The organism is Microbulbifer sp. VAAF005 (genome assembly GCF_030012985.1).
In the GTDB taxonomy this organism is placed as follows: Bacteria; Pseudomonadota; Gammaproteobacteria; order Pseudomonadales; family Cellvibrionaceae; genus Microbulbifer.
This window is the reverse complement of record NZ_CP120233.1, coordinates 2,749,918-2,774,694: the sequence shown is the minus strand read 5'-3', so window position 1 is coordinate 2,774,694 and position 24,777 is coordinate 2,749,918. Positions and strand designations below refer to the sequence as shown.

20 protein-coding genes are annotated in these 24,777 nt (G+C 45.6%); 14 read left to right on the top strand and 6 right to left on the bottom strand.

The genetic code is table 11. The annotated features are described in order from the left end of the window. The first annotated feature begins 9 nt into the window (after window positions 1-9). From tagF to tssH, 11 genes are all read left to right on the top strand, one after another. The gene (tagF, locus tag P0078_RS12255; protein ID WP_282930265.1) at window positions 10-684 is read left to right on the top strand and encodes a type VI secretion system-associated protein TagF; all 675 of its coding nucleotides are present in this window, start codon (window positions 10-12) and stop codon (window positions 682-684) included. A gap of 18 nt (window positions 685-702) precedes the next feature. Then, window positions 703-1,428: a SapC family protein gene (locus P0078_RS12250; RefSeq protein ID WP_282930264.1), complete on the top strand. Its 726-nt coding sequence runs from the start codon at window positions 703-705 to the stop codon at window positions 1,426-1,428. 145 nt (window positions 1,429-1,573) lie between these two features. Further along, window positions 1,574-2,344, top strand: a complete 771-nt coding sequence (locus P0078_RS12245) for a hypothetical protein (RefSeq protein ID WP_282930263.1) — start codon at window positions 1,574-1,576, stop codon at window positions 2,342-2,344. A gap of 178 nt (window positions 2,345-2,522) precedes the next feature. Further along, window positions 2,523-3,818 (top strand): type VI secretion system protein TssA, encoded by a 1,296-nt coding sequence (tssA, locus tag P0078_RS12240; protein WP_282930262.1) that lies wholly within the window; start codon window positions 2,523-2,525, stop codon window positions 3,816-3,818. Window positions 3,819-3,862: 44 nt separating this feature from the next. After that, on the top strand, window positions 3,863-4,384 hold the full coding sequence (gene tssB / locus P0078_RS12235; protein ID WP_282930261.1) for a type VI secretion system contractile sheath small subunit: 522 nt from the start codon (window positions 3,863-3,865) through the stop codon (window positions 4,382-4,384). Beyond that, a complete protein-coding gene (gene tssC, locus P0078_RS12230) occupies window positions 4,381-5,868 on the top strand; it encodes a type VI secretion system contractile sheath large subunit (RefSeq protein WP_282930260.1) in 1,488 nt (495 codons plus the stop codon). The genes tssB and tssC (P0078_RS12230) overlap by 4 nt, the downstream gene beginning before the upstream one ends. A 108-nt stretch (window positions 5,869-5,976) precedes the next feature. After that, complete coding sequence (gene tssC / locus P0078_RS12225; RefSeq protein WP_282930259.1) at window positions 5,977-7,491, top strand: type VI secretion system contractile sheath large subunit; 1,515 nt, start codon at window positions 5,977-5,979, stop codon at window positions 7,489-7,491. Between the two features lie 5 nt (window positions 7,492-7,496). Then, a complete protein-coding gene (gene tssE / locus P0078_RS12220) occupies window positions 7,497-7,970 on the top strand; it encodes a type VI secretion system baseplate subunit TssE (RefSeq protein ID WP_282930258.1) in 474 nt (157 codons plus the stop codon). Then, window positions 7,970-9,799, top strand: coding sequence for a type VI secretion system baseplate subunit TssF (gene tssF, locus P0078_RS12215; protein ID WP_282930257.1), 1,830 nt, complete (start codon window positions 7,970-7,972; stop codon window positions 9,797-9,799). Before tssE ends, tssF begins: the two co-directional genes overlap by 1 nt. Continuing rightward, window positions 9,763-10,893, top strand: coding sequence for a type VI secretion system baseplate subunit TssG (gene tssG / locus P0078_RS12210; protein ID WP_282930256.1), 1,131 nt, complete (start codon window positions 9,763-9,765; stop codon window positions 10,891-10,893). Before tssF ends, tssG begins: the two co-directional genes overlap by 37 nt. Before the next feature lie 41 nt (window positions 10,894-10,934). After that, window positions 10,935-13,601 (top strand): type VI secretion system ATPase TssH, encoded by a 2,667-nt coding sequence (tssH, locus tag P0078_RS12205; RefSeq protein ID WP_282930255.1) that lies wholly within the window; start codon window positions 10,935-10,937, stop codon window positions 13,599-13,601. Between the two features lie 97 nt (window positions 13,602-13,698). Here the strand turns inward: tssH and P0078_RS12200 are convergent, their stop codons facing one another. From P0078_RS12200 to P0078_RS12175, 6 genes are all read right to left on the bottom strand, one after another. Then, entirely contained in the window at window positions 13,699-14,853 is a 1,155-nt protein-coding gene (locus P0078_RS12200) for a lipase family protein (RefSeq protein ID WP_282930254.1), read from the bottom strand. Between the two features lie 26 nt (window positions 14,854-14,879). Then, window positions 14,880-15,359, bottom strand: a complete 480-nt coding sequence (locus tag P0078_RS12195; protein ID WP_282930253.1) for a DUF6795 domain-containing protein — start codon at window positions 15,357-15,359, stop codon at window positions 14,880-14,882. A gap of 692 nt (window positions 15,360-16,051) precedes the next feature. Beyond that, complete coding sequence (locus P0078_RS12190; protein ID WP_282930252.1) at window positions 16,052-16,345, bottom strand: PAAR domain-containing protein; 294 nt, start codon at window positions 16,343-16,345, stop codon at window positions 16,052-16,054. A gap of 3 nt (window positions 16,346-16,348) precedes the next feature. Beyond that, window positions 16,349-16,927, bottom strand: coding sequence for a DUF6931 family protein (locus P0078_RS12185; protein ID WP_108731475.1), 579 nt, complete (start codon window positions 16,925-16,927; stop codon window positions 16,349-16,351). A 13-nt stretch (window positions 16,928-16,940) separates the two neighbouring features. Then, window positions 16,941-18,848: a type VI secretion system Vgr family protein gene (locus tag P0078_RS12180; RefSeq protein ID WP_282930251.1), complete on the bottom strand. Its 1,908-nt coding sequence runs from the start codon at window positions 18,846-18,848 to the stop codon at window positions 16,941-16,943. Window positions 18,849-19,011: 163 nt separating this feature from the next. Beyond that, window positions 19,012-19,500, bottom strand: a complete 489-nt coding sequence (locus P0078_RS12175) for an Hcp family type VI secretion system effector (RefSeq protein WP_282930250.1) — start codon at window positions 19,498-19,500, stop codon at window positions 19,012-19,014. 589 nt (window positions 19,501-20,089) lie between these two features. On the opposite strand from P0078_RS12175, the gene P0078_RS12170 reads away from it, so the two are divergent. From P0078_RS12170 to P0078_RS12160, 3 genes are all read left to right on the top strand, one after another. Further along, the gene (locus P0078_RS12170; RefSeq protein WP_282930249.1) at window positions 20,090-20,230 is read left to right on the top strand and encodes a hypothetical protein; all 141 of its coding nucleotides are present in this window, start codon (window positions 20,090-20,092) and stop codon (window positions 20,228-20,230) included. Beyond that, a complete protein-coding gene (locus P0078_RS12165; RefSeq protein WP_282930248.1) occupies window positions 20,214-22,721 on the top strand; it encodes a bifunctional serine/threonine-protein kinase/formylglycine-generating enzyme family protein in 2,508 nt (835 codons plus the stop codon). Before P0078_RS12170 ends, P0078_RS12165 begins: the two co-directional genes overlap by 17 nt. 80 nt (window positions 22,722-22,801) lie before the next feature. Then, window positions 22,802-24,763 carry a ShlB/FhaC/HecB family hemolysin secretion/activation protein gene (locus P0078_RS12160; RefSeq protein WP_282930247.1) on the top strand — a complete coding sequence of 654 codons (1,962 nt, stop codon included), beginning with the start codon at window positions 22,802-22,804 and terminating at the stop codon, window positions 24,761-24,763. The last annotated feature ends 14 nt before the right edge of the window (window positions 24,764-24,777 follow it).

Below are 24,777 nucleotides of genomic sequence, written 5' to 3'. Positions count from 1 at the left end.
GTACGTGATTTGCAGAATACAGTAGGTATTTTTGGTAAGTTGCCTGGGCATGGGGACTTTGTTCAGCGGCAGCTGCCCGGCAGTTTTGTCTCGGTATGGGATGAGTGGCTTCAGCGTGCCGTTTTTGGATCGCGTGAATTGGTAGGTCAAGAGTGGCTGGACTACTACTTGACCAGCCCTATTTGGCGATTTGTTCACTGCAAAGGGGTTATTGACGCCAATGCATGGGCAGGAATTTTAGTGCCCAGCGTAGATAGTGTTGGGCGCTACTTCCCTTTAACATTTGCTACGCCCCTTTCCCCTGTAATAGATGCATTTGCTTTTATGTCAGATGCTAAAAATTGGTTCCAGAGTTTATCTGAGTTAGCAATTACAGCCCTGCAAAATATGTTGCATGCAGATCAGTTATGTGAGGCATTTAGTCCTCCTCCTGAGGGGGCAGGCATTATTTCCCTGCCTCCAGCGCAGGAGGGTTTCATAATTTCTTCAGGACAATCAAACAACTTGGAAAGAAGTTTTGCTGGGTTACTGGGGCAAATGGGAAAGAATACCTTTTCAACCTATAGTCTTTGGTGGAGTGAGGGCTCACAACATTTGGCGCCGACGGCTTTACTTTCTCCCTCACTGCCGGGCCCCGAGCTCTATAGCTCAATGCTAGGTGTGCGACAACAGCAACAATTATGATGGGATTTAGGGGGTGACGTGAGACAGTTGGTTGTTCTAGATAAGAAGAAACACAGAAACTATCGATTGCTTAAGCATGATCTTTCACATAGTAAGAATTTACATATTTGTCCAATTCTATTGTCTGAGTTTATATCGGTCTCTCGTACAAGCCCCATTATATTTACAAAGTCAAAAGAGACGGGAAAACTTGAAAGTTGTGCGCTGCTTGGCGTAACTCCAGGGGAAAATCTTTTTTGGCAAGAAGGTCGATGGCAAGGGGACTATATTCCCGTTTCTATTCGCAGTCATCCTTTTTACTTGAGATACAAAAAGGATGACTTATCCAATGCATATGTTTGTGTTGAGTCTTCTCTCTTGTGCGCGAGTAAAGACAGCTCTCAAGGGGTTGCTTTGTTTGAGCATAATGGAGAGCCAAGTAAACACCTTTTAGCAGCGCAAAGAGAGTTGGAAAATATACACCTTAAAAAACTACAAACCTGGAAGTTTGTTGAATCGCTGCAGAAGTTTGATTTACTTAAAGAGCAAGAAATAAATATAGATTTGCCCGGTGAAACAAAACATAAACTGAAAGGAGTTTACTGTATTTCGGAAGATAAGGTGCGAAAGCTTGGAGCTACAGAATTCTTAAAATTACGCGATATAGGTTGCCTACCATTTATTTATGCACATTTGTTTTCGCTACTTCAATCATCAAATCTAAGGGCGCTGCATAAAAAAAATTATTCAAAAGTTCTTCATTGATGGGAGCTTGGTTTTTAATTTAAGGATTGTTGATCCAGAACGATTAAGAAAGAAAACGTATAAGATCTGATCAAAGTCAGAAAAAGCGTATCAGAGGTTCTGGTTTTTCAAAAAATTATCAGAGCAGGAAGCTAAGGTTACTGGTATGTCTTATGGAATAGTTTTTACCGGGGAGATAAGAAGTTCTGTAGAGCGGCGCTATGCAATAGCCGCACTAGGTCGTGAATTTGGACTGGGGTTCAGTCAGATTAAAGGACTTCTTACAGGCACGAAATCTCAAATTAAAATTACTGACGACAGGGTGGAAGCCTGCCAGCTAATGCAAAAATTCTGGGAGGCCGGTTGGCATACGCAGCTCAATTTGGATGATCATTTAATACACTGTACTGCAAAGTCCAGTAATTGTGGTGGCTCTCCTTTGCCTCCTGCTCTTGAATTTATGGGCAATGCAGCGGGGACAATTTCAATTGGTATTCCGGTTGGCTGGCAAAAGTTTGACAATTTGAATGGCGAGGCGGTAATTCAGGCGGGGAATCCAGAATTAAACCGCTATTTAATTGTGCTGAAGCAAGATCGGTCTCAGCTTCCTCAGGAATTATCGGTCGACCATTTCGGTAAAGCTCAAATAGAACAGTGCCTGACTCGGGTTGATAACGGAGCCCTTATATCCGGGCCGGAACCATTGATAAGTAACACTCAAAATGGCCATATCTATGAGATGTCTGCCGAGGTAACAAAAACGCCAGTTCGCTACTTAGTCACATTCTTTGAGTGTCAGGATAGTTTTTATTCTGTGTTTTTGTGGTCATCCTTAGAGAACTTTGAAAACAGTAGATCTGAATTCTTGCATATTTTTGCCACATTTAAAGTTATGACTAGTCCGAGCAGTTGCGAATCAACACTAGTTCCTATGTAATGGCTTGGAATAAGAAGCCAAAATTTAACAAAAATAAATAGCGTAAAATAGTCAACCGCACGTGTTTTTTAAAGTAATAGGTACCAAGCGCATTATTTGCCTTGATTAGATATCTACAACGTGTACTCTTCTCAGAATTCTGATTAAAGGATTTGATTCGGTATAAGGGCCTTTTTTGATGGCATTCCCAAACACGATAAATATCGATGAACTAGTTGCTCCAATCTCAGAGGATAACCCCGTAGGGGATGATATCCGAGAGGATCGTTCGCCGACTTCTGATTACTACTCGATCAAAGATGCACGCAACAGCGCGCGGGCCGCTGAGCGCTCAGCGATGTTCGACGATGTAGATACAGATCTGTTAGCGCCGTGGAGAGATGTGGCCAAGGCCGCTGAAGGCATCCTCGGGAAAAAGAGCAAGGATTTGGAGGTTGCCAGTTGGTATACCGAAGCCTTGATTCGCCTGCACGGTTTTATTGGCTTAAGAGATGGCCTGCAACTGATTGACTCATTGATCGAGCAGCACTGGGAAGGCCTGTACCCCTTGCCAGACGAGGATGGTCTTGAGACCAAGGTTGCCCCCATTACGGGCCTGAATGGTGATGGTGGAGATGGCACCTTGATGATGCCCATTCGCAGCGCCGCTATTACCCCAGAAGGTGATTATGGAGATTTCTCATTCTTCCAATATCAGCAGGCCCGAGATGCTGACAAGATCGCAGATGAGGATGCGAAGGCTGCTCGAATAGAGACTCTGGGTTATAGCTACGAACAGGTCGATCAATGTGTAAGTAGCGCGAGCGCGGAATGGGCTCAGAACCTGATTCAGACAATTGAGGGAGCGATTGAGCACTTCAAGGCAATCAATGACAGTTTGAGACAAAGCTGTGGCCATGATGCACCTCCCTCCACTAATATTTCATCCCTGCTGGATGAGGTGTTGAGAACAAGCCGCTTTGTTTATAAAGCCAAATTGGAATCTCTAGAGCAGGCTCAAGTTGAGCTGGAGTCGCAATCTTCTGAGGAGCCTACAGGTGAGGAACAGGCAGCGGGTGCTGCAGTTGCTACTGTCTCTACAGGTGCAGTGGCTATTCCCTCAGGTCCAGTGGTATCCAGGGAAGATGCTTTAAAGTTGCTCGAGCAGGCGGCAAAGTATTTCCGTACTTATGAGCCCCATACGCCGCTGGCTCCTGGCCTAGAAAGGTTGATAGGCTGGGGACGAATGACAGTGTCTGAACTGATGTCTGAATTGCTACCCGATGACCATTCGAAGGCGCTTTACTCGCAGTTGACGGGAGTTCGCCTCGATGGCACGGATACACAAAAATATATAACCCCACCAGTGACTACAAGTGGCACTTCATCAGCTCCTGCGGTTGCCGCAGATACACCTAGTGAAGGTGTATCCGCGCCAGTCTCTGATGAAGGTTGGGGTGAGCAACCGCAAGAAGAAGCCAGCACTGGTTGGTAATTAACTAAGAACAGCAGTCCCTAAAGTCGGAAAGGAGACCTTAGATGTCTGAAAGCATCCACAATAAACTTAAGCGTGTGCGTAAGCCTCGTGTACATATCACTTACGATGTTGAAACTAACGGAGCCGAAGTCAAAAAGGAGCTTCCTTTTGTGGCTGGCGTTATGGGTGATTACTCTGGTGATAACGCAGAGAATCGTAAGGCGCTGAAAGATCGTAAATTTGTCCAAATCGACCGCGACAACTTCAACGATGTGATGGGCAAAGTAAATCCCAAGCTGAATCTTCAGGTGGAGAACACCCTATCTGATGACGGCAGCAAAATGGCTGTTGATCTCGACTTCAACCATATGGATGACTTTTCACCAGAAAAAATTGTTGGGCAGGTTGAGCCTCTCAAACAGTTACTAGAAGCCCGCAGTAAATTACGCGATTTGCTGAGTAAGGCCGATCGTTCAGAAGAGCTTGAGAAAGTGCTCGAGGATATCCTTCAGAGTACTGAAAATGTCAGCGCAATTTCTGAGCAGCTGGGCTTGGGTGAGGATAAAGGAGAGGATTCAGAATGAGTACAGAAGTAGAAAATGTTGCAGGCAGTGAGGCTGAAGAACAGTCAGCAAGCCTTCTCGACCAGGCTATTGCCGCAACCAAGCAAACTGCTCCCCAAGAAGCGCAAGATTTACTTGCGAATCTGACGGAGCAGGTCCTGAAGGGGACTGTTACCTGGGACCGCAGCCTGACTCAGACTATCAAGAGCGCTGTAAGCGCGATTGACAAAGCTATGTCTAAGCAGTTGTCTGCGATTTTACATGACGAGAAATTCCAGAAGCTGGAAGGGTCGTGGCGTGGTCTAAATCACCTGGTAATGAATTCCGAAACCGGTGCGACCATGAAAATTCGTATGCTCAACCTGAGCAAGCGCGAGTTGTTCCGCGATTTGGACAAAGCGGTTGAGTTCGATCAGAGCCAGACCTTCAAGAAAATTTATGAAGAAGAGTTTGGCACTGCTGGTGGTGAGCCTTACGGTGTAATGATTGGTGATTTCGAGTTCACCAGTCATCCAGAAGATATCGAGCTCCTAAGTAAGATGTCCAATGTTGCTGCGGCAGGCTTCTGTCCGTTTGTTGCTGCGGCAGGTGCCGGCATGTTTGGCTTTGATGACTATACAGAGCTTTCCAAGCCGAGAGACTTGGGTGGTATTTTTGAGTCTGCCGAATATATTAAATGGCGTAGCTTCCGTGATAGTGAAGACTCCCGATTCGTATCGCTGGTAATGCCTCGTACCCTGGCTCGTACTCCTTACGGCGCTAATACCAAGCCGATTGAAGCATTTGACTTTGAAGAGTTCGAGGTGGATGAAGACGGTGTTTCCCGCCCTGCAGAGCACGATCAATACTGCTGGATGAATGCTTCTTATGTTATGGGTACCACCATGACTAAAGCATTTGCTGAGAATTCCTGGTGTACCGCTATCCGTGGTGCTGAAGGTGGCGGTAAAGTGGAAGGGCTTCCATCTCACGTATTCAAGAGTGATGATGGTGATCTCGACCAGAAATGCCCCACCGAGATCGGAATTACCGATCGCCGAGAAGCTGAACTCAGTGCTCAGGGCTTCCTGCCTCTGTGTCACTACAAGAATACCGATTACTCTGTATTCTTTGGTGCTCAAAGTGCCCAAAAGCCAAAGGCATACGACGACCCCGATGCAACTGCCAATGCGGAAATCTCTGCACGTCTGCCTTACCTGATGGCAACTTCTCGTATCGCTCACTACTTAAAAGTAATGGCACGGGATAAAGTGGGCTCCTTTATGGAAGCGAGTGATTGTGAGCGCTGGCTGAATAAGTGGATCTCCCAGTATACAAATGCTAACCCTGATGCCAGTGCAGAAATGAAAGCGAAATATCCGCTGTCTGAGGCTCGGGTGGAAGTTAAAGAAATTCCTGGTCAGCCCGGATGTTACAGTGCAGTAGCCTACCTGAGGCCTTGGCTGCAGATGGAAGAATTGACGACATCTCTGCGCATGGTGGCAAATATCCCATCTGCGGGATAATGTTCTGGCCTCACCCTTCTGGGTGGGGCCTTCTCTTCACAGGACCTTATTCAAGGTCTAAGTTATATCGTCATTTATTCAAACAATAATTCTAGTTGGAGTATACCGGTGCCCCGTGCAGGACATGACCAAATAGCAGAAAATCAATCTGATATTCTGTCGAAAAAATTGGCGAGAGGGCAGCAGAATGAACTCAGAAAATTTCTGCAAGAACCGGATGATTTTTTTGCATTTGAATACTGGCTAACGGAATTGTGCTCTTGTGCAAATAGAGAGAATTACTCCGTTCGTCAATACTTAAGTAGAATTATCGCAGAGCTGGACGAGTTAATTTGTGATCAGTTAAATCGTATAATTCATAACGAGAAGTTTCAGCGGCTGGAAGCAAGTTGGAGAGGTTTATCCCTGTTGGTGTTTGATACACCACACGCTGACAATATCAAGATCAAAGTCCTGGATGCCAGTTGGAAGGACTTGGCTAAAGATATTGAGAGAGCTCCAGACTTTGATCAATCTGGCTTATTTCACCTTGTATACAATGAAGAATTTGGTACCCCTGGAGGCGAGCCTTTTGGCTTTTTACTTGGGGATTACTACGTATCTCACCGTCCTTTACCTGACCATCCTTATGACGATGTTTTTACCTTACAAGGTATAGCTCATACGGCGGCTGCAGCATTTGCTCCTTTTATTTGTTCTTCGGCACCACAGCTTTTTGGTGTCGACAAGTATTCAGACCTGGCAAAGCCCATTAATTTTTCTGAGGTTTTTCGTCAAAAAGAATATATTCGATGGAGTGGACTTAGAGATTTGGAAGATAGTCGCTTTATTGCGATAACTCTCCCCCAAATACTGATGAGGGAACCTTATAATCAAGAGTTTTCTTGCTATCGAGGTCTGAGATTTCAAGAACAGGTAAGAGCGTCACATAACCAAAATTATCTATGGGGTAATGCCTGCTTTGCTTTAGGTGCTGTATTAATTCGAGAATTTAGTGAGGTTGGGTGGTTTTCACATGTCAGGGGGGTTGCTCGCGACCACCTGGGCGGAGGGCTCGTGACTCAATTACCGATGATGCCTTATCGAGTAGATAGTAGTCCTGGCATGATTCAGATGGCTACCTCGATTTTGATTACTGATTTTGCAGAGAGAGAATTAAGTGAACTGGGCTATGTTTGCCTAAGTCACTGTTATGATACTCCGTACAGCGCTTTTAATAGTGTTCCGTCACTACAAAGGCCACAGCAATATTCCACTAAGGCTGCAACAGCTAATGCGCGTATTAGCTCGATGTTACAGCAAATCCTTTGCGCCTCCCGTTTTGCTCAGTATATCAAGGTAATGATCAGGGATAAGGTCGGCTCCTATTTGAATGCAGCAGACTGCGAGCGGAAGTTACAGAGCTGGTTAAATGACTATACGACAGGTAGAGATGATCTTTCCTGGGAAATGCAGGCTAGATATCCACTGCGGGAATCTCGTGTTCAAGTAATGGATGAGCCAGGAAAGGCAGGTAGCTATCAAAGTGTTATTCACCTTAAGAGCCATTATACCGTTGATCATCTTGTATCCGAACTGAAGCTTACAACAGCTCTGGCAACAATTGGCGCAGGAGCTAATTAATTATTATGGTGAGAGAAAAGCGTTTATTGGCTCCGGTGCTTGATCGACTGTTGCAATCGTCTAATAAAATGGATGTGCATCAATCTCACCAAGTGTTGAGACAGCTCCGCGAAGGGGTGCGCCGTGATTTGGAATACTTATTCAATACACGATACAAATGTATTTCCGCGCCGGCAACTCATGAAAATTTACAGAAGTCTAATGTTAACTATGGATTGCCGGACCTATCAACAGTAAACCTGACTTCAGCGACTAGCCGAAAACAATTTTGCCGGGATATTGAAAAAACAATTCTAAATTTTGAACCGAGAATACGCTCGGTCAAAGTGACTACCCAAGATCAGGTAGATGTTGAAGATCCGAGCATTCGCTTTCGGGTGGAAGCAGTATTACACGTTAATCCAGCATCAGAAGTAATTGTATTTGACTCGGCACTCAATCCGGTTACCCAGCTGGTTGATGTTTCAGAGATTATGTGATGAGTGAAAAATTAATAGATCTCTATGAGCGTGAACTTGCATTTATTCAGCAAACATCTGCTGAATTTGCAAAAATGCACCCTGCTGCTGCATCTAGGCTTCAGCTAAATGCAGATACGGTCGATGACCCTCTAGTGGGCCGTTTGCTGTCTGGTTTTGCTTATATGAATGCCAGAGTTCAGCAAAAGCTAAGCGATGATTTCCCAGAGTTAACAGATGCAATGCTGGAGACTCTTTATCCCCACTATCTTCGCCCAATTCCATCCTGTGCAATTGTTCAGTTTGAACCCGAGAAGGATTTGGATGCGATAACTCCTGTAGAAAAAGAAACTCTACTGGAGAGTGATAGTTTTCATGGGCAAACCTGTCGATTCACAACGTGTTACCCAGCAGAGATTTGTCCTTTTCAGGCTGTAAGCGCCAGCCTTATGCCAAGGCCTTTCATAGCGCCAGGTTGTAATGACGTTCAGGGAGCTAACGCAGTTCTAAAACTATCGCTAAAAACGTTTAGCCCAAGTTTGAAATTTTCTGACCTGGACTTAAAGAATCTACGCTTCTTCTTGCGTGGACAGCCGTCTCACATATATAGCTTATATGATTTAATTTTAAGTAAATGTGTACAGCTTGTTGTTGCTAGTGGAGAGAGTGATCCTAAGCCGACCTTTATCTCATCAGATAAAATACAGCAAGTGGGCCTTAGTCCGGACGAAGGCTTGTTGCCATATCCTGATACCGCATTTGTAGGGTATAGGTTACTCACAGAATATTTTGCTTTTCCAGAAAAGTTCTTATTTTTGGATGTGCTTGATGTTGGTGAGGCTCTAAATGAGAATTTTGAAGACACATTAAATTTATATTTTTACTTGTCTGAGACTCATGAAGAATTAGAAAAGCAACTTAGCCCAAGTATGTTTGCTTTGGGATGTGCTCCGGCTGTAAATCTATTTAAGCAAAGTGCAGACCCGATACCACTCAGTCACACGCAATATAATTACCATGTGGTTCCTGATGCTCGTCGCAGCGAAGGCCTGGAAATATATTCAATTGATCAAGTCGCAGCGACTGATGGTGATGGAGGAGTAACTAATTACCGGCCCTTCTATGGTATTCAGCATAGTAAACACCACGCAGATCAGTCGGCTTTCTGGTATAGCCGTCGTAGAGATGTAATTGAAGGCGAGCATCGAAACGAGCAGGCGTCTGAGATCGATATTACTTTAGTCGATCTAGATTTCAATCCACATAGAATTAGTGATCAGACTTTAGATATAAAACTAACCTGTTGTAATAGAAATCTGGCTAAAAAGCTACCCAATGGTAATGCCCAGCCTTACTTGGAAGTTGTTGATGGCGATTTACCGGTAAGTCGAATTAGTTGTGTGGTCTCCCCAACAGCAACGTTGAGGCCTCCTCGTCGGGAGAGGGGGTATTGGAGGCTTATCTCTCATCTAAACTTGAATCACCTATCTTTATCCGGACCAGAAGGGTGTAATGCTCTAAAAGAAATATTTAGGCTTTATGATTTTCGTGATTCTGCGAGCACTCGCAACCTGATTGAATCATTGTTAAAGCTTAATACCAAGCCCGTCACTGCACCAATTCAAATTGACCAAAGTGTAGTGTTGTGTCGTGGTACAGAAGTTGAAATTGAGCTTGATTCTATGATGCTAAATGGAACAAGCCCATTGCTATTTGCCAGTATAATAGAGCGTTTTCTTGGGCTTTATTGCTCGATTAATTCATTTACAAAACTGATTGCCACTATGAGTGATAGGGATGGGGAGTTGAAGCGATGGCCACCTCGAGCCGGCGAAAAAGCGTTACTGTAATTGAGCGCTTGCGTCGAGAGCCTTATAACTTTGATTTTTTTCAAGCGGTAAGGTTAGTCGAGCGGGCGGTTCATTTAGCAGGTGCTAATTTTAATAAGGAGCCAATAGCCAGTGCGGCTCCACCTGCTAAAGAATTGATAAAATTTAGCTCCCAACCTAATTTGTCTTTTACAGGCTCAGATGTCCTGCGTCTAGAGAAAAAGGCTGTTGAGCATGAAGACCCTAATGAAGACGATTCACACCAATGGCAAATGGAAGTGGGGTTCACGGGGTTAATCGGTAGTCAGGGGGTATTGCCTTATTACCTGACAGAGCTTGTGCAAAGGGAACTCAGAGAAAAAAGTACCGCGCTGCGTGATTTCCTTGATATGTTTAATCACCGCAGTATTTCACTTTTTTACCAGGCTTGGCATAAGTATCAGTTACCGGTGAATTATGAGCGGCAGCGTTTACAGAATTCCCGAGAGCCAGACAAGTTTACCCAAGCTCTTGCTTCTTTAGCTGGGCTTGGGACCAGTGAAATGCGCTATCGTATGCCCATGCCAGATGAAGCGCTTGTGGGCATGGGTGGGCACCTCTCCAGTGGACGCTGCTCAGCAACTGCTTTATCCAGCATGATTAAGCACTTCTTTGATTTATCTGTAAGTATTGAGCAGTTTCAAGGGCAGTGGGATGAATTGCCCGATGATATTCTGTGTCGTTTGCCGAGCGTTCAGGCGCCCAATGGGGTTAATAATTGCCTGGGTGTAAACACCATTTTGGGTACGCACTGTTTCCAGGCCCAAAATAAATTCCAGGTAATTATCGAGTCAATGCCTTATGAGCAATATATGACTATTGCACCTGGTACGAAGAAATTAGAGTCACTTAAGGAATTTATCCGTTTTAGTGCTGGCATTGAAATGGATTTCGAGTTGTCAGTGACACTTTCAACCAGCCAAGTAGCACCAATTCAGTTAAATAGAAAAGCTGAGAATGAGCCATTATTGGGATGGAATACTCATATGGCCAGTGAGCAAGATGGAGAGAGGCTGGTTCAGATTACCTTGAGTGCAGACAATATTCCACCTGATGAAGCTTTACCTGCTGCATAAGTACAATTAACAACATTATTATTTAGGAAAGGATAATCAACGTGATCAATATCGACTTGAAGAGATTGGTTGATACCATGACACCGCATATGCGGGATTCACTTGAAGGGGCTGCGGGGCTATGTTTATCGCAGAACCAGTACAATGTTGAACTAGAGCATTGGTTGTTAAAACTACTGGACCAGTCTGATACCGACTTGTACCACTTGCTCGAAAAGCACGACTGTAATCCGGCGAATTTTGCCAAGCAACTGGCTACTGCAATTGCCGGGTTCCGTGCTGGTAGCAGCCGTCCCCCTTCTTTGTCTCCTACCATTGTAGAAGCTGCAAAGAATGCCTGGATGTTGGCTTCCATTGACTATGGTCATAAAGCAATTAGTTCTGGGCATTTATTGGCAGCGCTTTTATTGGAAGAAACTTCTCGTCGCCAAATTTTAGAGTCTTGCCCAGAACTTAAAGAAATCGCCCCGGAATCTATTCGTGAAACTGCTCGTGCAATGTTTGGGCAAAGTGGTGAATCCAGCCATATTAGTGCAGCTGCAGATATGGGTGATGGTGCAGCAGCAGTCGCTGCGGCAGCTTCTAAAGCTCCGGCATTAGATAAATACACCATCAATTTGACCGAGAGAGCAAAAAAAGGTGAGATTGATCCTGTACTTGGGCGTGATGAAGAAATTCGCCAATGTATTGATATCCTTACTCGCCGGCGCCAGAATAATCCCATCCTGACTGGTGAGGCGGGTGTTGGTAAGACTGCGGTAGTTGAAGGTTTTGCACTTCGTATTGCTAGTGGTGATGTGCCCGAACCTCTTCGTGGTGTTGCAGTGCGCACGCTAGATCTGGGCTTACTGCAAGCTGGCGCAAGTGTAAAAGGAGAGTTTGAAAACCGCCTGAAATCTGTAATTTCAGAAGTGCGGGCATCTGCTACACCAATTATTTTGTTTATTGATGAAGCGCATACGATGATTGGTGCGGGAGGTAAGGAAGGTCAAGGCGATGCGGCAAACCTTCTGAAGCCAGCTTTGGCGCGCGGTGAACTTCGCACTTTAGCCGCTACAACCTGGGCAGAATATAAAAAGTACTTTGAGCGTGATCCCGCGTTAACTCGTCGATTCCAGGTAGTAAAGGTTGAGGAGCCCGATGAGAGTAATGCGATTGACATGATGCGTGGTATTGCAACCTCACTAGAGGAGCACCACAAAGTACGAATTTTAGATGAGGCAATTATAGCTTCAGTCAAACTATCCCATCGTTATATCCCAGGGCGCCAGCTACCAGACAAGTCCGTCAGTCTGCTGGATACTGCTTGTGCCCGTGTCGCTCTGAGTCAGTCTGCTACTCCAGGTGCGATTGAGGATGCTCGAATTAATATTGATCGTACTAATACCACCTTAGCAAAACTAGAGCGTGAAAACGCAGCAATGGGTGAGCATGAAGAGCAATTGGCTGAGCTTAAAGAATTTAAATCCTCTGAAGAAGAGCGTTTAGAGGTTCTTGAGCAGCAGCTGCTTAAAGAAAATGAATTAATTGGGCAGATTCAACAGCTCCGCGACCAAATTGATGTTGAGTTTATGAAGGCTCAGGATGGCGGTGAAGAAACCCCAGACGAAGCCCTGCTAGCTGATTATCAGCAACAGCTCAAATTATTAACTGCTGAGCTTGAGGCCATTCAAGGTGATACCCCATTAATGCAACCTGCTGTTGATGAGCAGGCGATTGCTGCGGTGGTTGCTAACTGGACCGGGATTCCCGTTGGTAAGATGGTTAGTGATGAGATTGTCGCCGTTAAAACTTTGGCAGGGCGCCTGAACAAGCGTGTTATTGGCCAACCTCATGCAATTGAAGCAGTAGCTCAGGCGATTCGTACTTCTCGCGCGGGACTGACAGATCCACGTAAACCAGTAGGCGTGTTTATGTTCTGTGGTACGAGTGGTGTAGGTAAGACAGAAACTGCTCTTGCACTGGCCGATGAGTTATTTGGTGGTGAACAAAATATCACAACCATTAATATGGCTGAATTTAAGGAAGAGCATAAAGTATCTATGCTCCTGGGCTCTCCTCCCGGTTATGTCGGTTATGGAGAGGGTGGTGTACTCACGGAAGCCGCACGTCGCAAACCTTATTCTGTAATCCTGCTGGATGAGATGGAAAAAGCTCACCCCGGCGTACAGGATGTCTTCTATAACCTCTTTGATAAGGGCACCATCAAGGATGGTGAGGGAAGGGACATCGACTTCAAGAATACCGTGATAATAATGACTTCCAACGCGGGAGAGGATGCAATCAGGGCTATCTTTAATCAAGTTGAAGAAAAGCCTGAGCCTGATGTGTTAATGGATAATATCCGTCCGCACTTGTTGCAGAAATTCAAGCCCGCATTCCTTGGGCGAGCGAATGTAATCGCATACTACCCTCTCGATGATGAGAACCTGGTAGAAATTTGCAGAATTAACATGCGCAAGATCGAGAAGCGTGTTCATGAGCATTACGGAGCCTCCTTCAGTTACGATGAAGATGTTCTAATTAACATTGTTGCTCGTTGTCACGAAGCAGATACAGGTGCTCGAAATATTGAAGTAATTCTGAACAAAACCTTGTTGCCAGAATTAGCGAGTGAATGCCTGGATAAAATGGCAAGGGGTGAAGAAGTTAAAGCAATTAAAGTCTCTGCTACAGAAGAGGGAGATTTCAGCTACACCGTAGAATAACGTAGAGCGAATTAGCCCAGCAGTAATGCTGTTAGATTTTACTGCTGGGCTAGTTACCACTAATAACCATAAAGATACAACTGGTTTTAATGAAAATTTACTGGTTGCCTCTGCCTGCTCTCATTACCAATTCCGATACCATATGGTGCATGCGTAAAAATATCATGCGTATAAAGGAGACAGTGATATCGGCACCCTCCACAACAGCTATACCAATAAGCTGAGCTAATCTGCGGATAAGCCGCAATACCCAGAAAGAGATGTCCTTGCTGATTTCATAAGCCTTGTGTAGGAAGATCGCAAGTCTATCGAGAAGCGTGAAGGTAGTACCACCTGCCACTACCAGAGAAATTCCTGCAAGGTGAGCTATCTTTTTAAGAACCCACAGTAGTGCTTCACCAGCTATCCATGCTGTATTTAAGGTTAAGGATAGGACTCCATCTGATCTTAACCATGCTTCAACGCTTTTTTCTATATTGCCTTTGGGTTTTCTAAGTCTTACTGTGTCCCAATCTAGACTGGTTCCGTTGGGGGAAACAGACTTTACATAAGTTTTACTGCTGTGATTAGTTCCAGGGTTGTGGCTGGGGGTCGGTAATTCAAAATCCCCGGTACCACCATTTGGAACATGAATAAACGGCCATGTGGGGACCATAGGAACGGGGTCTGCGCGATGGTAAACGCGATAAATATTTTCGGATTTAAGTTTGCGTTTACAGCCGCTTGCGAAGTGGTCAAGCCCAACTCTTGGGCTACCAAACGTATACAGTTTTATAGATTTTTCTGTATTGGATGATAGCCAATCTGCAGCAAGTGTAGCTATCGCTCCGCCAAGGCTGTGACCAAGGCAATTAATGGTGTGAATATCACTAGGCAGGTTTTGTACAAATCTTTCGAGCTGAGGTAATAGAGATTCGAAAGTATAATAAAATCCCTGGTGTACAGCGCCACCAGTATGGAATCGCCTAACTCCAGTATTTAGGTCTGTTAATAGATCGTACAGGCTATCAGTACCTAAAATACTAAAGAAAGCCTGTCCTTTATGTTGCCCTTTTCCTAGGGTCGCTATGCCTCTTGCGTCAGTGCTTTTCAAGAAAATAAAAGCGCCGGCCTCGGCATCTATTTTGTTTGTTATTTTTTCATCTATGTCAAAATCATTTTTATACAATTCATAGAATAATTTCCTTGTCCTGCTTTCTTTTACCAGGTAAGTATCTGCAGCAAGTTTTGCAGTATATTTCGGACTCAGCATAATATATCTACTCCTTTTGTTTTTATTCAATTAAATTGGCATGAAGTCAATAGGGCGGAATCGAATACTTCTTCCAGTCTGGTTTCGTCAGTTAGCTCGCAAGTTAAGTTAAAAGGTTTCCCCATTTCGGAGTTTTCCCCGGGGTTTCTTTTTGCATAAACCCAGATCTCATAATTTTTATCTTCATAGTTGACGTCAATAGCCTGAGAGACAACAAATTCAACAGGTAAGACCTGGGTTAAGGAGTTTGAAAACTTAGCTGGGAGAACAGCAACCCCATCTTCATCTGATGTGAAGGTATCTACCCATTCTTTTTGCCATTGGATTGAGCGTGTAATTTGGGCTCCTGATATAGGCTTACCATTTAAGGTTAGCTTGATTTTCATTTCTGAAAATGTACAAGCTTTAAAAGGATTAAAAGAAGCCATAGCGTAAGTTCCTCCAGGTGACACAAGAATTAATAGAAAAAATATTGAAAATAAATTAAATATATATTTTTCATGCATGCTGAAATGCTCAAACCTTTTTGATTAAGGTAATTGTTGTTTGATTGCTTGTATTGTTAACTCTAAGTTTGCCTTAGGTTAATTTGGGTAAATGTTGTTTTCAAAAATATTCAAATATTCCGCTTTTGGAATATGTTGTATTTGCTTTGTGTGAAATATTTTAATTATTATGCTGTGGTTGTTATAAACATATTGTTTATATTTAATTGGTATTTTTGTGCTAATTTTAACGGAATAAGATTGGCTTGCCTCTCTTTTAAGGTTGAGGTTTTAGTTGATAGAGTATCTCTAGCGGCTAGACAGCTTCCGCTTGCTTTGACTGAGTGCCTGACTGTTGAATTGCTTGTTCTCGGTCTGTCTAAGTAAGCTTTAATATACTTGGCAAAGACTTCTTGATATAAGTTATTTTTGATGGGGAAATAGCTCACCCATTGCAGGTGGCGAAACATCTTAATAAAGAAGGCGATATTTTTATATCGCGAGAAATATTACCTTGCGGATTAAGGTCAATTTTTTAGCCGCTATCTTTGTTTAGCGGTTGCGATGCGTTGGAACGGTCCACTTAAAAAAGCGGACACGTTTCAATGTTCTTCACTATAGATATGAGGTGATCTTGCTTGGGGGGAGAGTTGGTCTCCAATTTTATCTATGCCGTTACGCCGAAATTAGTAATCAGCCAAGATAGTCCCAGTTTATCCGCCTATTAACACTGTAGGGCAGCCAATAACTATATTTCCACCATGGCCGGTAGTGTCGCCCATTCTCGCTGCAGGTTTTTTCTGCAGCATTACCGTTGTACTTCCCATTGCGACGCTATCTGGTGGACCGACACAGGTACAGCTGCTTCCCACAGTGGCTGAAGGCATTCCGCCGATAATAACAGTTGGGGCTCCTGGGCTAAGTACTGGGCCGCCTACATGGGGAACAGTGCCAGTGACCATTGGGCATACGTGCATATCACCAACACGAGAAGCTGGTTTTCCCATGATTTATCCCTCAGCCCTACCATTTCCGCCTCTGGCCAGGTCAAGGCCTTGCTCCATATAGCGCATGAATCTCTTATTTGGATCAACAGGGTCAGATAACACGGCAGCAAGAGTGACACTGCCGGCGACCGCGTGAGCATATAGATGCTCGGGTGGCTCTACCACAGGCTCACCCTCAGCAGCTAAACTGCCATGACACCAGCTTGCTGCAGTAGCGGCCCAGCTCGCAGGAGTTTTATGTTTAGTTTTTTCACCAAACAGCTTGCAGCGTAATCGAGCTTCCTCACTAGGCTTTTTCGCCCAAGTCTCCGCTGCATTCAAAGCATTAACATTGTCTTCATCAGTTTGTGGCCCCTGGATGTCTCGAGCAGCGAGACAGGCCCACCATACGGCTTCCCGCTTAGGGAGGCCGTGAGCTAATAGCTTAATTGCATCTGGAAATAAACCGGCATCTACAAGGCGGTTTATACTGACTTCTGGTGCGGTATCTGGCACCAGGTGTTCTTCTGCCTCGTCACTAACTTCAAAATTCTTGAGAAGCTCATCGGCTGTTAATGCTTCTACTTTAATGAGGTCTGTCATTGCTATCTCCCCATCAATTAATCATGGTGACGCCGCCTTTCAGCGTCAGCATGCCACCACCTTTAACTTCCGCAGTAGCGTCGCCCTTACAGGAGAGCATTGTTCCTTTGATGGTGATGCCAGCTGGAGTTAGTTTGATACTGCTGCTGCCAACTTTCAATTCTATAGATGCTTTGGAAGTAATCTTAATTGCTCCCATAGCATCGGTAGTTTGCGAGCCCTTACTGACTTTGAGCGTATGATTTCCCGACCCGATAGTTACAACCTGATTACCCTTGCTGACATTAAGTTTTTGATCACCTTTTGCGATGGTAACAACTTCACTGCCATCGGTAACCGTAATAGAGCGATCCTGCTTAACCTCTAGGGTCTGCTTGTTTTCTATCTTGCCTGTTTGGTCATTATGGACGACAAAGTTATGGTCTTTACCTGCCTCCATATAAATTTCTTCACTCCCGCCTTTATCATCAAAGCGAAGTTCATTAAAGGCGCTACTTTCGTACTCGGTTTTCCAGCCGCTTTGAGTTGCTGTGTAATTGGGTCCTGGGTTGTCACCATTGTATACAGCCCCAGTAATCAGCGGCCTATCTGGGTCACCATTTATGTAAGTTACAATAACTTCCTGATTTACCCTGGGAACAAAGTTTGCCCCCCAGTTTTTTCCAGCAAAAGATTGCATTACCCGTACCCAGCAGCTGTTTTGCTGTGAGTTCCATGGGAATTTCACTTTGATTTGGGTATAGGGGTCCTGAGAGTTATCTGAGGTTGTAGCCTTAACTTCAAGAACCCGTGCGACCTGTGGAGAGTGAACTTTCTTCGCAAAGATAGAGGGCTCAGGCCTTGGTGTTACTGTTGCAGGAATACAGCTAAATGTATTGTGGAAATGAGTCGCGTCGCTATTACTATCGCTTGCAGAGATATGTACAGAGGTAATTAGATACTTACCTTTCTCTGAAGATACAGTGTGATCAAAATTAAAGCGGCCGCCAGCTGTAAATGAAGGGCAATCGCTGCGGCCATGGCTTACGTCAAATAAAGCTTCCTGCGCTTCCATGGAGCGCTCCGCGAGCGCCTTGTGGTAGCTATCGGTAAATTTATGTTTATTTTCGCCATCTGCCTGGAAGTGGTTTAACCCATACATTCCGCGCAAATAATTGCTGACATCATTTAGCTGGCTGGTGGTTTTAACCTGCTGCTTATTGTCTTTTGTAGCGGTAAATTCACAGTAATCTTTTAACTCAAAACCGCCACCGTGATAATTAAAGTTTCGCTGCCAGCTACTGATAGTATTTTTTGTTGGGTGGCTACCTCCACCATCGTATTCTATTTGCTCGCTGTCGCAGTCATAGAAGTCCTGGCTATCATCACAGAGAACAAGCTCGTGTTGCCCGTTTGAGTGTTTGAAGTAGTAAGAGATTCCCTCTTCAGCCATAAGGCGATTGATAAATTCAAAATCGCTTTCATCGAACTGCACACAGTATTCGCGGGTTATATATTCAGCATTTAACTTGGTGCTTACTTTGATAACCTTACTGTATTCACCCAAAACTTCTTCAAGAATTTGTTTTGCTGATTTCTTTTCGAAGATTCTGTTGGAGCCCCCGAGGCTGGTAAACCACAGGCCCGGTTGAACTGTGGCGCTATAGCTACGTATTCCTTCTGCGGTAACATCGCGAAGAGATAGCTGAGTTACGTAACCATTGATATAACGAGGGGTTTCTGAGTGATGTACAGAGATGGTGATGGCCTTACCAACGATATCTTTCTGGTCTATGGCATGATCATCAGAGAGAAGCTGAACTTCGTAGCGGAAGAGTTTGGATATATGCTCTTCACCTTGTAAGTTGGTAGCGATTACCGCATCGGTACCGAGCGGGCTGTCGACCTTAATTAGTCTTCTATCTTGATTTAATGTAGTCATGGGCAGCCCCTACTATCCCTACGGTGCCTTGAGAGTAGTAATAGTTTTGTGTATTCAGTTCTTTAGCTGAAAGCTCGGTAAGCGCTCAGCTAAAGAACTGCCAGACAATGGTCTGCGGGGTTTCCGCAGACCATTTTGTAAGCAGATCGCACTTTGATCTGGCTTACAGGGCCTTGGCAGTTTCCAGGCAGTATCCAACACGCATGCTGGTTGGGTTCTTGTTGCTCTTGTCAGCGTGGTTGAGCTCAGTTTCGATTTTGGCGTAGCTCAGAGCAACAGACTCAGAGGGAGGACCGCCAGCAGAAGCTGAAGTGCTGTAAGAAGAAATCAGGACGTTCTCCAGTTTGTAAACAGCATACTTCTCAACAGAGTTCGCACCGGTTTGAACTACGTGGATCTCTACTTTAACGCCTTCGTCACCAGTTACAGAAGCTTTGAGCAGGCCGCCGGAAGCTGCGTCCAAGCGCTTGCTGAAAGTTAATTCACTCAGGCTTGGGCGAGAAGCTTCACGGTTTGCCATAGCGCCGGCTTCCATGGTGATGCCACGGCCAACGCCGAAGTGCAGATTGTCAATTTCAATCCAGTCTTCGTAGCCAGAAGCAGTAACATTACCTTTTACAGCTTTGTCGTTGTAGTTCATGTAAATAGCCATGGGGTGTCCCTCATTGGTTGGCGTGTGATGTTGGTGGTTAATTCCGTACCATCGCGACTTGCAGTTGTTTAGGTTGTTGTCGCGGTAGCAACTGAGGTGATTTAAACAAAGAGAACGCGAAAAAAAAACTAATTTTCTAGTTATTTAATCGACTCTGGCACTAATTTCGCGAAGCGGTTTTCAGCTGTTACGGATTCTGCCTGTTTGCTCTAATTGACTCTGACACTATTTTTTTACTTATAAAAATTAACAACTCATTGTTGAGGCTAAGTTGATGATTTTGGTCATGGATATTGATTGACAGGCGAACATCTATTTGAAAGCATTTAACCGTACTATTTTGATAAACTCGCTATGTAATAATATGTAATCCATCCCTTTAAAGAGGTAATGCTCAATGATTTCGGGGGCTGGATTCGAATAATAGTTTGATGGCGCGTTAAGGCAAATTTATTTGAATATTGATTCATTGTTGCCCCATAGGCTGTTCGATATACTTCGCACCCTACTTTATTGCCTTACCCAATCGACCAATAACAAAGCTTTTGCGAATTTGGATGTGTCGTAATGGTTTTCCATGGAGGCGGAATTGAACGATAAGACACGTATTGTTCGGCCGAGTGGCACTCCGCCGGGCTCGAGCGAATCTACCAGTGGGCTGACAGAAGATGGTGATATCACCGTCATTGTCCAGCAGGATAAGACCGGAGCCAATGATCACCCCCATTAAAGGTGCTCAACCTGTTAAAGGTGCGCAACCTGTAATCCCCTCGGCTGCCGCCGGTTTTAGCTCTGATGCGACAGTTTTTGTGTCCACCCCAAGACGAACAGGGGATGCAGCTGGGGTTGATGAGGTTTTGGGTGGGGTCTCTGCCGATTCAGCTATATTGTCTGAGCCTCTGGAGGCGGCCGGCTCAAATGCCGTGACCAAAACGGTGATCAAAGGCCGGTTTGAGCTGGATAAGCTTCTGGGTGTAGGGGGAATGGGAGCGGTTTACAAAGCTCTGGACCGCCGGAAGTTGGAAGCCAATGACAGCGAGCCCTATGTCGCTATCAAGCTGCTTAATGATGACTTCCAAAAGCACCCTGATGCATTTATCTCTCTCCAGAGGGAAGCACGGAAGTCTCAGACCCTCGCGCACCCTAATATCGTAACGGTTTACGACTTTGACCGTGATGGGGATCGCGTATTTATGACAATGGAGTTCCTTGAGGGTGCTCCGTTGGACAAGTTGTTACGCGATCATGCGGATGTGGGGCTGGAGCCAGAGCGTGCCCGCTCGGTATTTTGGGATATCTCCCAGGCCCTGATATACGCCCACTCCCACAAGATTGTTCACTCAGACTTTAAACCGGGCAATATCTTTGTCACCAATAAAAAGGGTGCAAAGGTATTTGATTTCGGTATTGCCCGAGCAGTTTCTGAGGGTGGCATCGCTAATAAGGCTGGTGAAACCACAGTATTTGATGCAGGTACTCTCGGAGCTCTCACCCCGGCCTATGCGAGCCTTGAGATGCTCAAGGGGGCAGAGCCGGCACCGAGTGATGATGTATATGCATTGGGGTGTGTTGCCTACGAGCTGTTCTGCGGTCGCCACCCTTACAACAAAACGCCAGCAGACAAAGCCTTGGAGCAAGGCTTACGGCCCAAGCGGATCAAAGGGCTCAACCGCCGGCAGTGGCGGGCGCTTGAGTCAGCACTTGAGCTGAAGCGGGAAAATCGTACAAGTACGGTTGATAAATTCGTTCAGGCATTTTTTGTTAGCCATGCCTGGAAGTGGGTGCTCGGCAGTGCGTTTGTGATGGTTCTGGGGGGCGCAGTTGTAGGTTACGGCCACCTGCAGCAGCAAAATGCTGCAGAGCAAGAGCGAGTCAGGGTTGAGCTTGAGCTTAAGCATGAGCAGGAGTTATTGGCCCGGCGCATTAGCGACAAGAAAGAGGCTATCACCCGGCTGATTGGCTTGAGTATTTTGACCCCAGCCTGGGAGCGGGATCTTCAGCTGGAGTTAGAGGAATACTCCGAGCTGAACCCTGTGGATAAAGAATTTTTGGATTCTTCCCGTCGCCAAGTCTCAGAACTTTTCCTCGCCGCTGCAACGGGTCAGTTAAATCTGGGTAACCTCGATCAGGCCGATGTCATGCTAGCGGGTGTAGCCAACTGGTATGGCGAGTCAAAAGAAGCTGAAGCTATCAAGACTCAGCTGGCGAATGATAGAGAGAGCTTGCGTGCGCGCCTAGAGGCGGAGCGGATTGCAGAAGAGCGTGAGGCCGAGCGCATCCGTTTGGCTGAAGAGCGCGCGGAACGCCGCCGTCTGGCTGCCCTCAAGCAAAAGCAGATCGACGCTGTTCTTGATGATATGGAAGTGGCGCTTACCTGTGGTTTTACAATGAGCGCCTCCTCAGTAGGCTCCCAGTTGGCCCGCCTGGCAAAACTGGATAGTGCAAAAGCCTTGCAGATACGCCCTGTAGTGGGTGAAGAGCTTGTGAATTGCGCAACCAACCTGGGTATGAAAGACCCAATTCAAACAGAGGTCCTGGTTGATCAGTTCAGGGCTCTCCTGCCTGCATACCAACCATTGAAAGATTTCAAGTTGGACTTCTGCGGCCATTTAGTCCCCGGAAGTGGTCGCAGAGGCGACCGCTATACCTGCCGCGATCGCTTAGCGGATGGTAGCAGAGGGCCGACAATGGTCGTGATCAAAGGGTTGAGTGGCAGGTCGCTGGCAGTGGGTAAGTACGAGGTCAGCAGCACCGAGTTGGCTCAATTCTGCCGTATAGCTGGTCAATGCGGGGAGCAGACCCCGGCTGCATCAGGGCTGCCGGCCAATAACCTATCCCTGGCAACAGCGGAGGCTTATTTAAGCTGGCTCAGTGATGAGACAGGCTATCGTTACCGCTTGCCCTCGGAACAGGAGTGGTTTGCAGCCGCCAGTGCCAGGGGAGAGGACGAGGTGGCGGATCGAAACTGCCACTTGAAGTATGGCGGCATCGAAAAAGGCGCTGAAATGGTTCCCACCCGGGCCGGGTCCTCCAACGGATTTGGGCTGCTGAATGCGGTAGGTAATGTCCAGGAGTGGGGGCTGGGTACAGAAGGTGAATTACTTGCTCTCGGGGGAAGTCGTATTGACCCGATGAGCCGCTGCCTGGCAACAACCAAGAAACTCCATAATGGCCAGCCCGACGAATTCACCGGTTTCCGTATCGTTAGAGATGTTAACTAGGTTAAACAATTACCAGCGAATGTCGATACGATAGTCAAGTTGGTTAGATTAAAAATTTAGAGATTAAGACTGGGGGAAATATGCTTGGGCTAGAAAAAAGTAAGTTGGCATTATTTATTGGTGCTGGCTTTCTTGTATCGCAAGTACCGGTTTTTGCCCAGGATGATGGATCCAGTTTTCGCAGCCGGGTCCGGGAAGCCTTTAATCAGGATACCTCCACAATTACTGAGGTGGATGTAACTAAAGATTTCCTGCAGCGTACTTATGAAGCAGAAGATCCCAACTTAAACACTGAAATCCCTGAGGTCTCCGAGAGGAACCAGGGACCGCGGATCACTGTAAAAGAATTCAAGTTTCACCGCTTAGAAGAGTTTCCAGAGTTTGGTATTTCCCGAGAAGTTGTAGAGGAAATGGCAGAGGATCTTCGGGCAAAATTCATGAAAGAGGATCAAATTCTCGCTAGCGGTTACACCGTAGATAACCTTGAAGAGCTGGCAATATTGCTCGGCAACATGAACGCCCAGTTTAATCCAGGTGGCTTGGGGCCAGCGGAGCTCAAGAAACTGGTCGGTGTAATTGAAAAACAAAATAGAGAAAGAGGCTTAAGTTATGGAGATCTCGAAGAGATCGCCGCAGAACTGACAAGTTTCTATCGTCGCCAGGGGCTGTTTTTGGCCCAAGTGCAAATTCCCGCTCAAGATGTAGAAAATGGGGTGGTCACTCTTACCGTACAAGAGGGACTCCTCGGACAGGTTGTTGCAGAAGATAACGAAAATTACTCAGACGAAAAACTGGCGGAGCCCTTCGAAGAGCAGCGCGGCCACCTGGTAAATCATGAGAATATCGAGGAAGGGTTATATTTACTTAACGACTTGCCCGGATTAAATGTTACTGGGTATTTCAGTGCGGGGGATAACCCTGGTGAAACCAAGCTCAATTTAAAAGTGCGCGAATCAGACTCCTGGCGTGCAACTTTCAGGGCTGATAACCACGGTTCACTGTATACCGGTAGTGAGCGACTTTACGCAACTGTCGACTGGTTGAACCCCCTTGGGTTTGGTGATGCATTGACCCTGGGATATTTGAAATCAAACCCTGAGTCAGATGACGATTTTGGTTCTGACCTCGGCCAGTTCAGATATAGCTTCCCGTTATTTGGCCCTCGCACCCGCCTGGAAATATCTGCCGATCATAATGAATTTAGTCTTTACGATGAGACCGATGAAGATAACGTAATTAACTTACTGGAAATTTCCGGTGTTAATAAAAGTTATGCATTGTCTTTAGACCATAAATTCCGACGCTCCAGGGATTTCAATCTCACTGGCTCTTTCGGTCTGACAGAAAAGAAATCAGACCTTGATGGCATTATTGAATTCACTAATGACCACGTCTATGGCAGTGAAGTCGGTTTTTATATGGATAGCCTTTCCAGTGGCTTCATTCCAATGCTCAATGTTTTGAGTGCTACAGCACAATATGGTGAGCATCAAAATACGGTTGAAGAGGGAAGAGGGGACGACTTTAATAAACTGGCAATTAACACCAGCTCACTGCTCTTTTTACCCATGCCTTTTACTGATGATCGTTCAAGGTTAATCGTGAAAGGAAGAGCTCAATACAGTGAGAGTAATCTGCCAGGGTTTGAGCAATTATCCCTCGGTGGCGCCAATGGCGTGCGCGCGTTCTCAGCAAGAGATTTCTCTGCAGATATTGGGGCAGTGGTTACCGCAGAGTGGTACCTCAACTTCCCTGAGTTCATGAACCCGATCCTGTTTAATCAGCGTTTAAATGACATTTTCCAAGTAGCACTGATTGCCGATGTGGGCTATGGCTATGTGAATAACTATGAGGAGACTGTGGAGGATGACTGGGCTCGATTCTCCGGAGGCGGAATGCTGTTTAAGATGAATTGGAGTGACAGCTTCTCAAGTAAGGTCTCTGTCGCTTGGCCAATTATGTCGAGTTCCTCGATAACGAATATTGCAATTGGTGAAGACGAACCCACCGTCTACGCTGATTTCTCCGTTTTTTATAACTGAACAAATACTGTTTC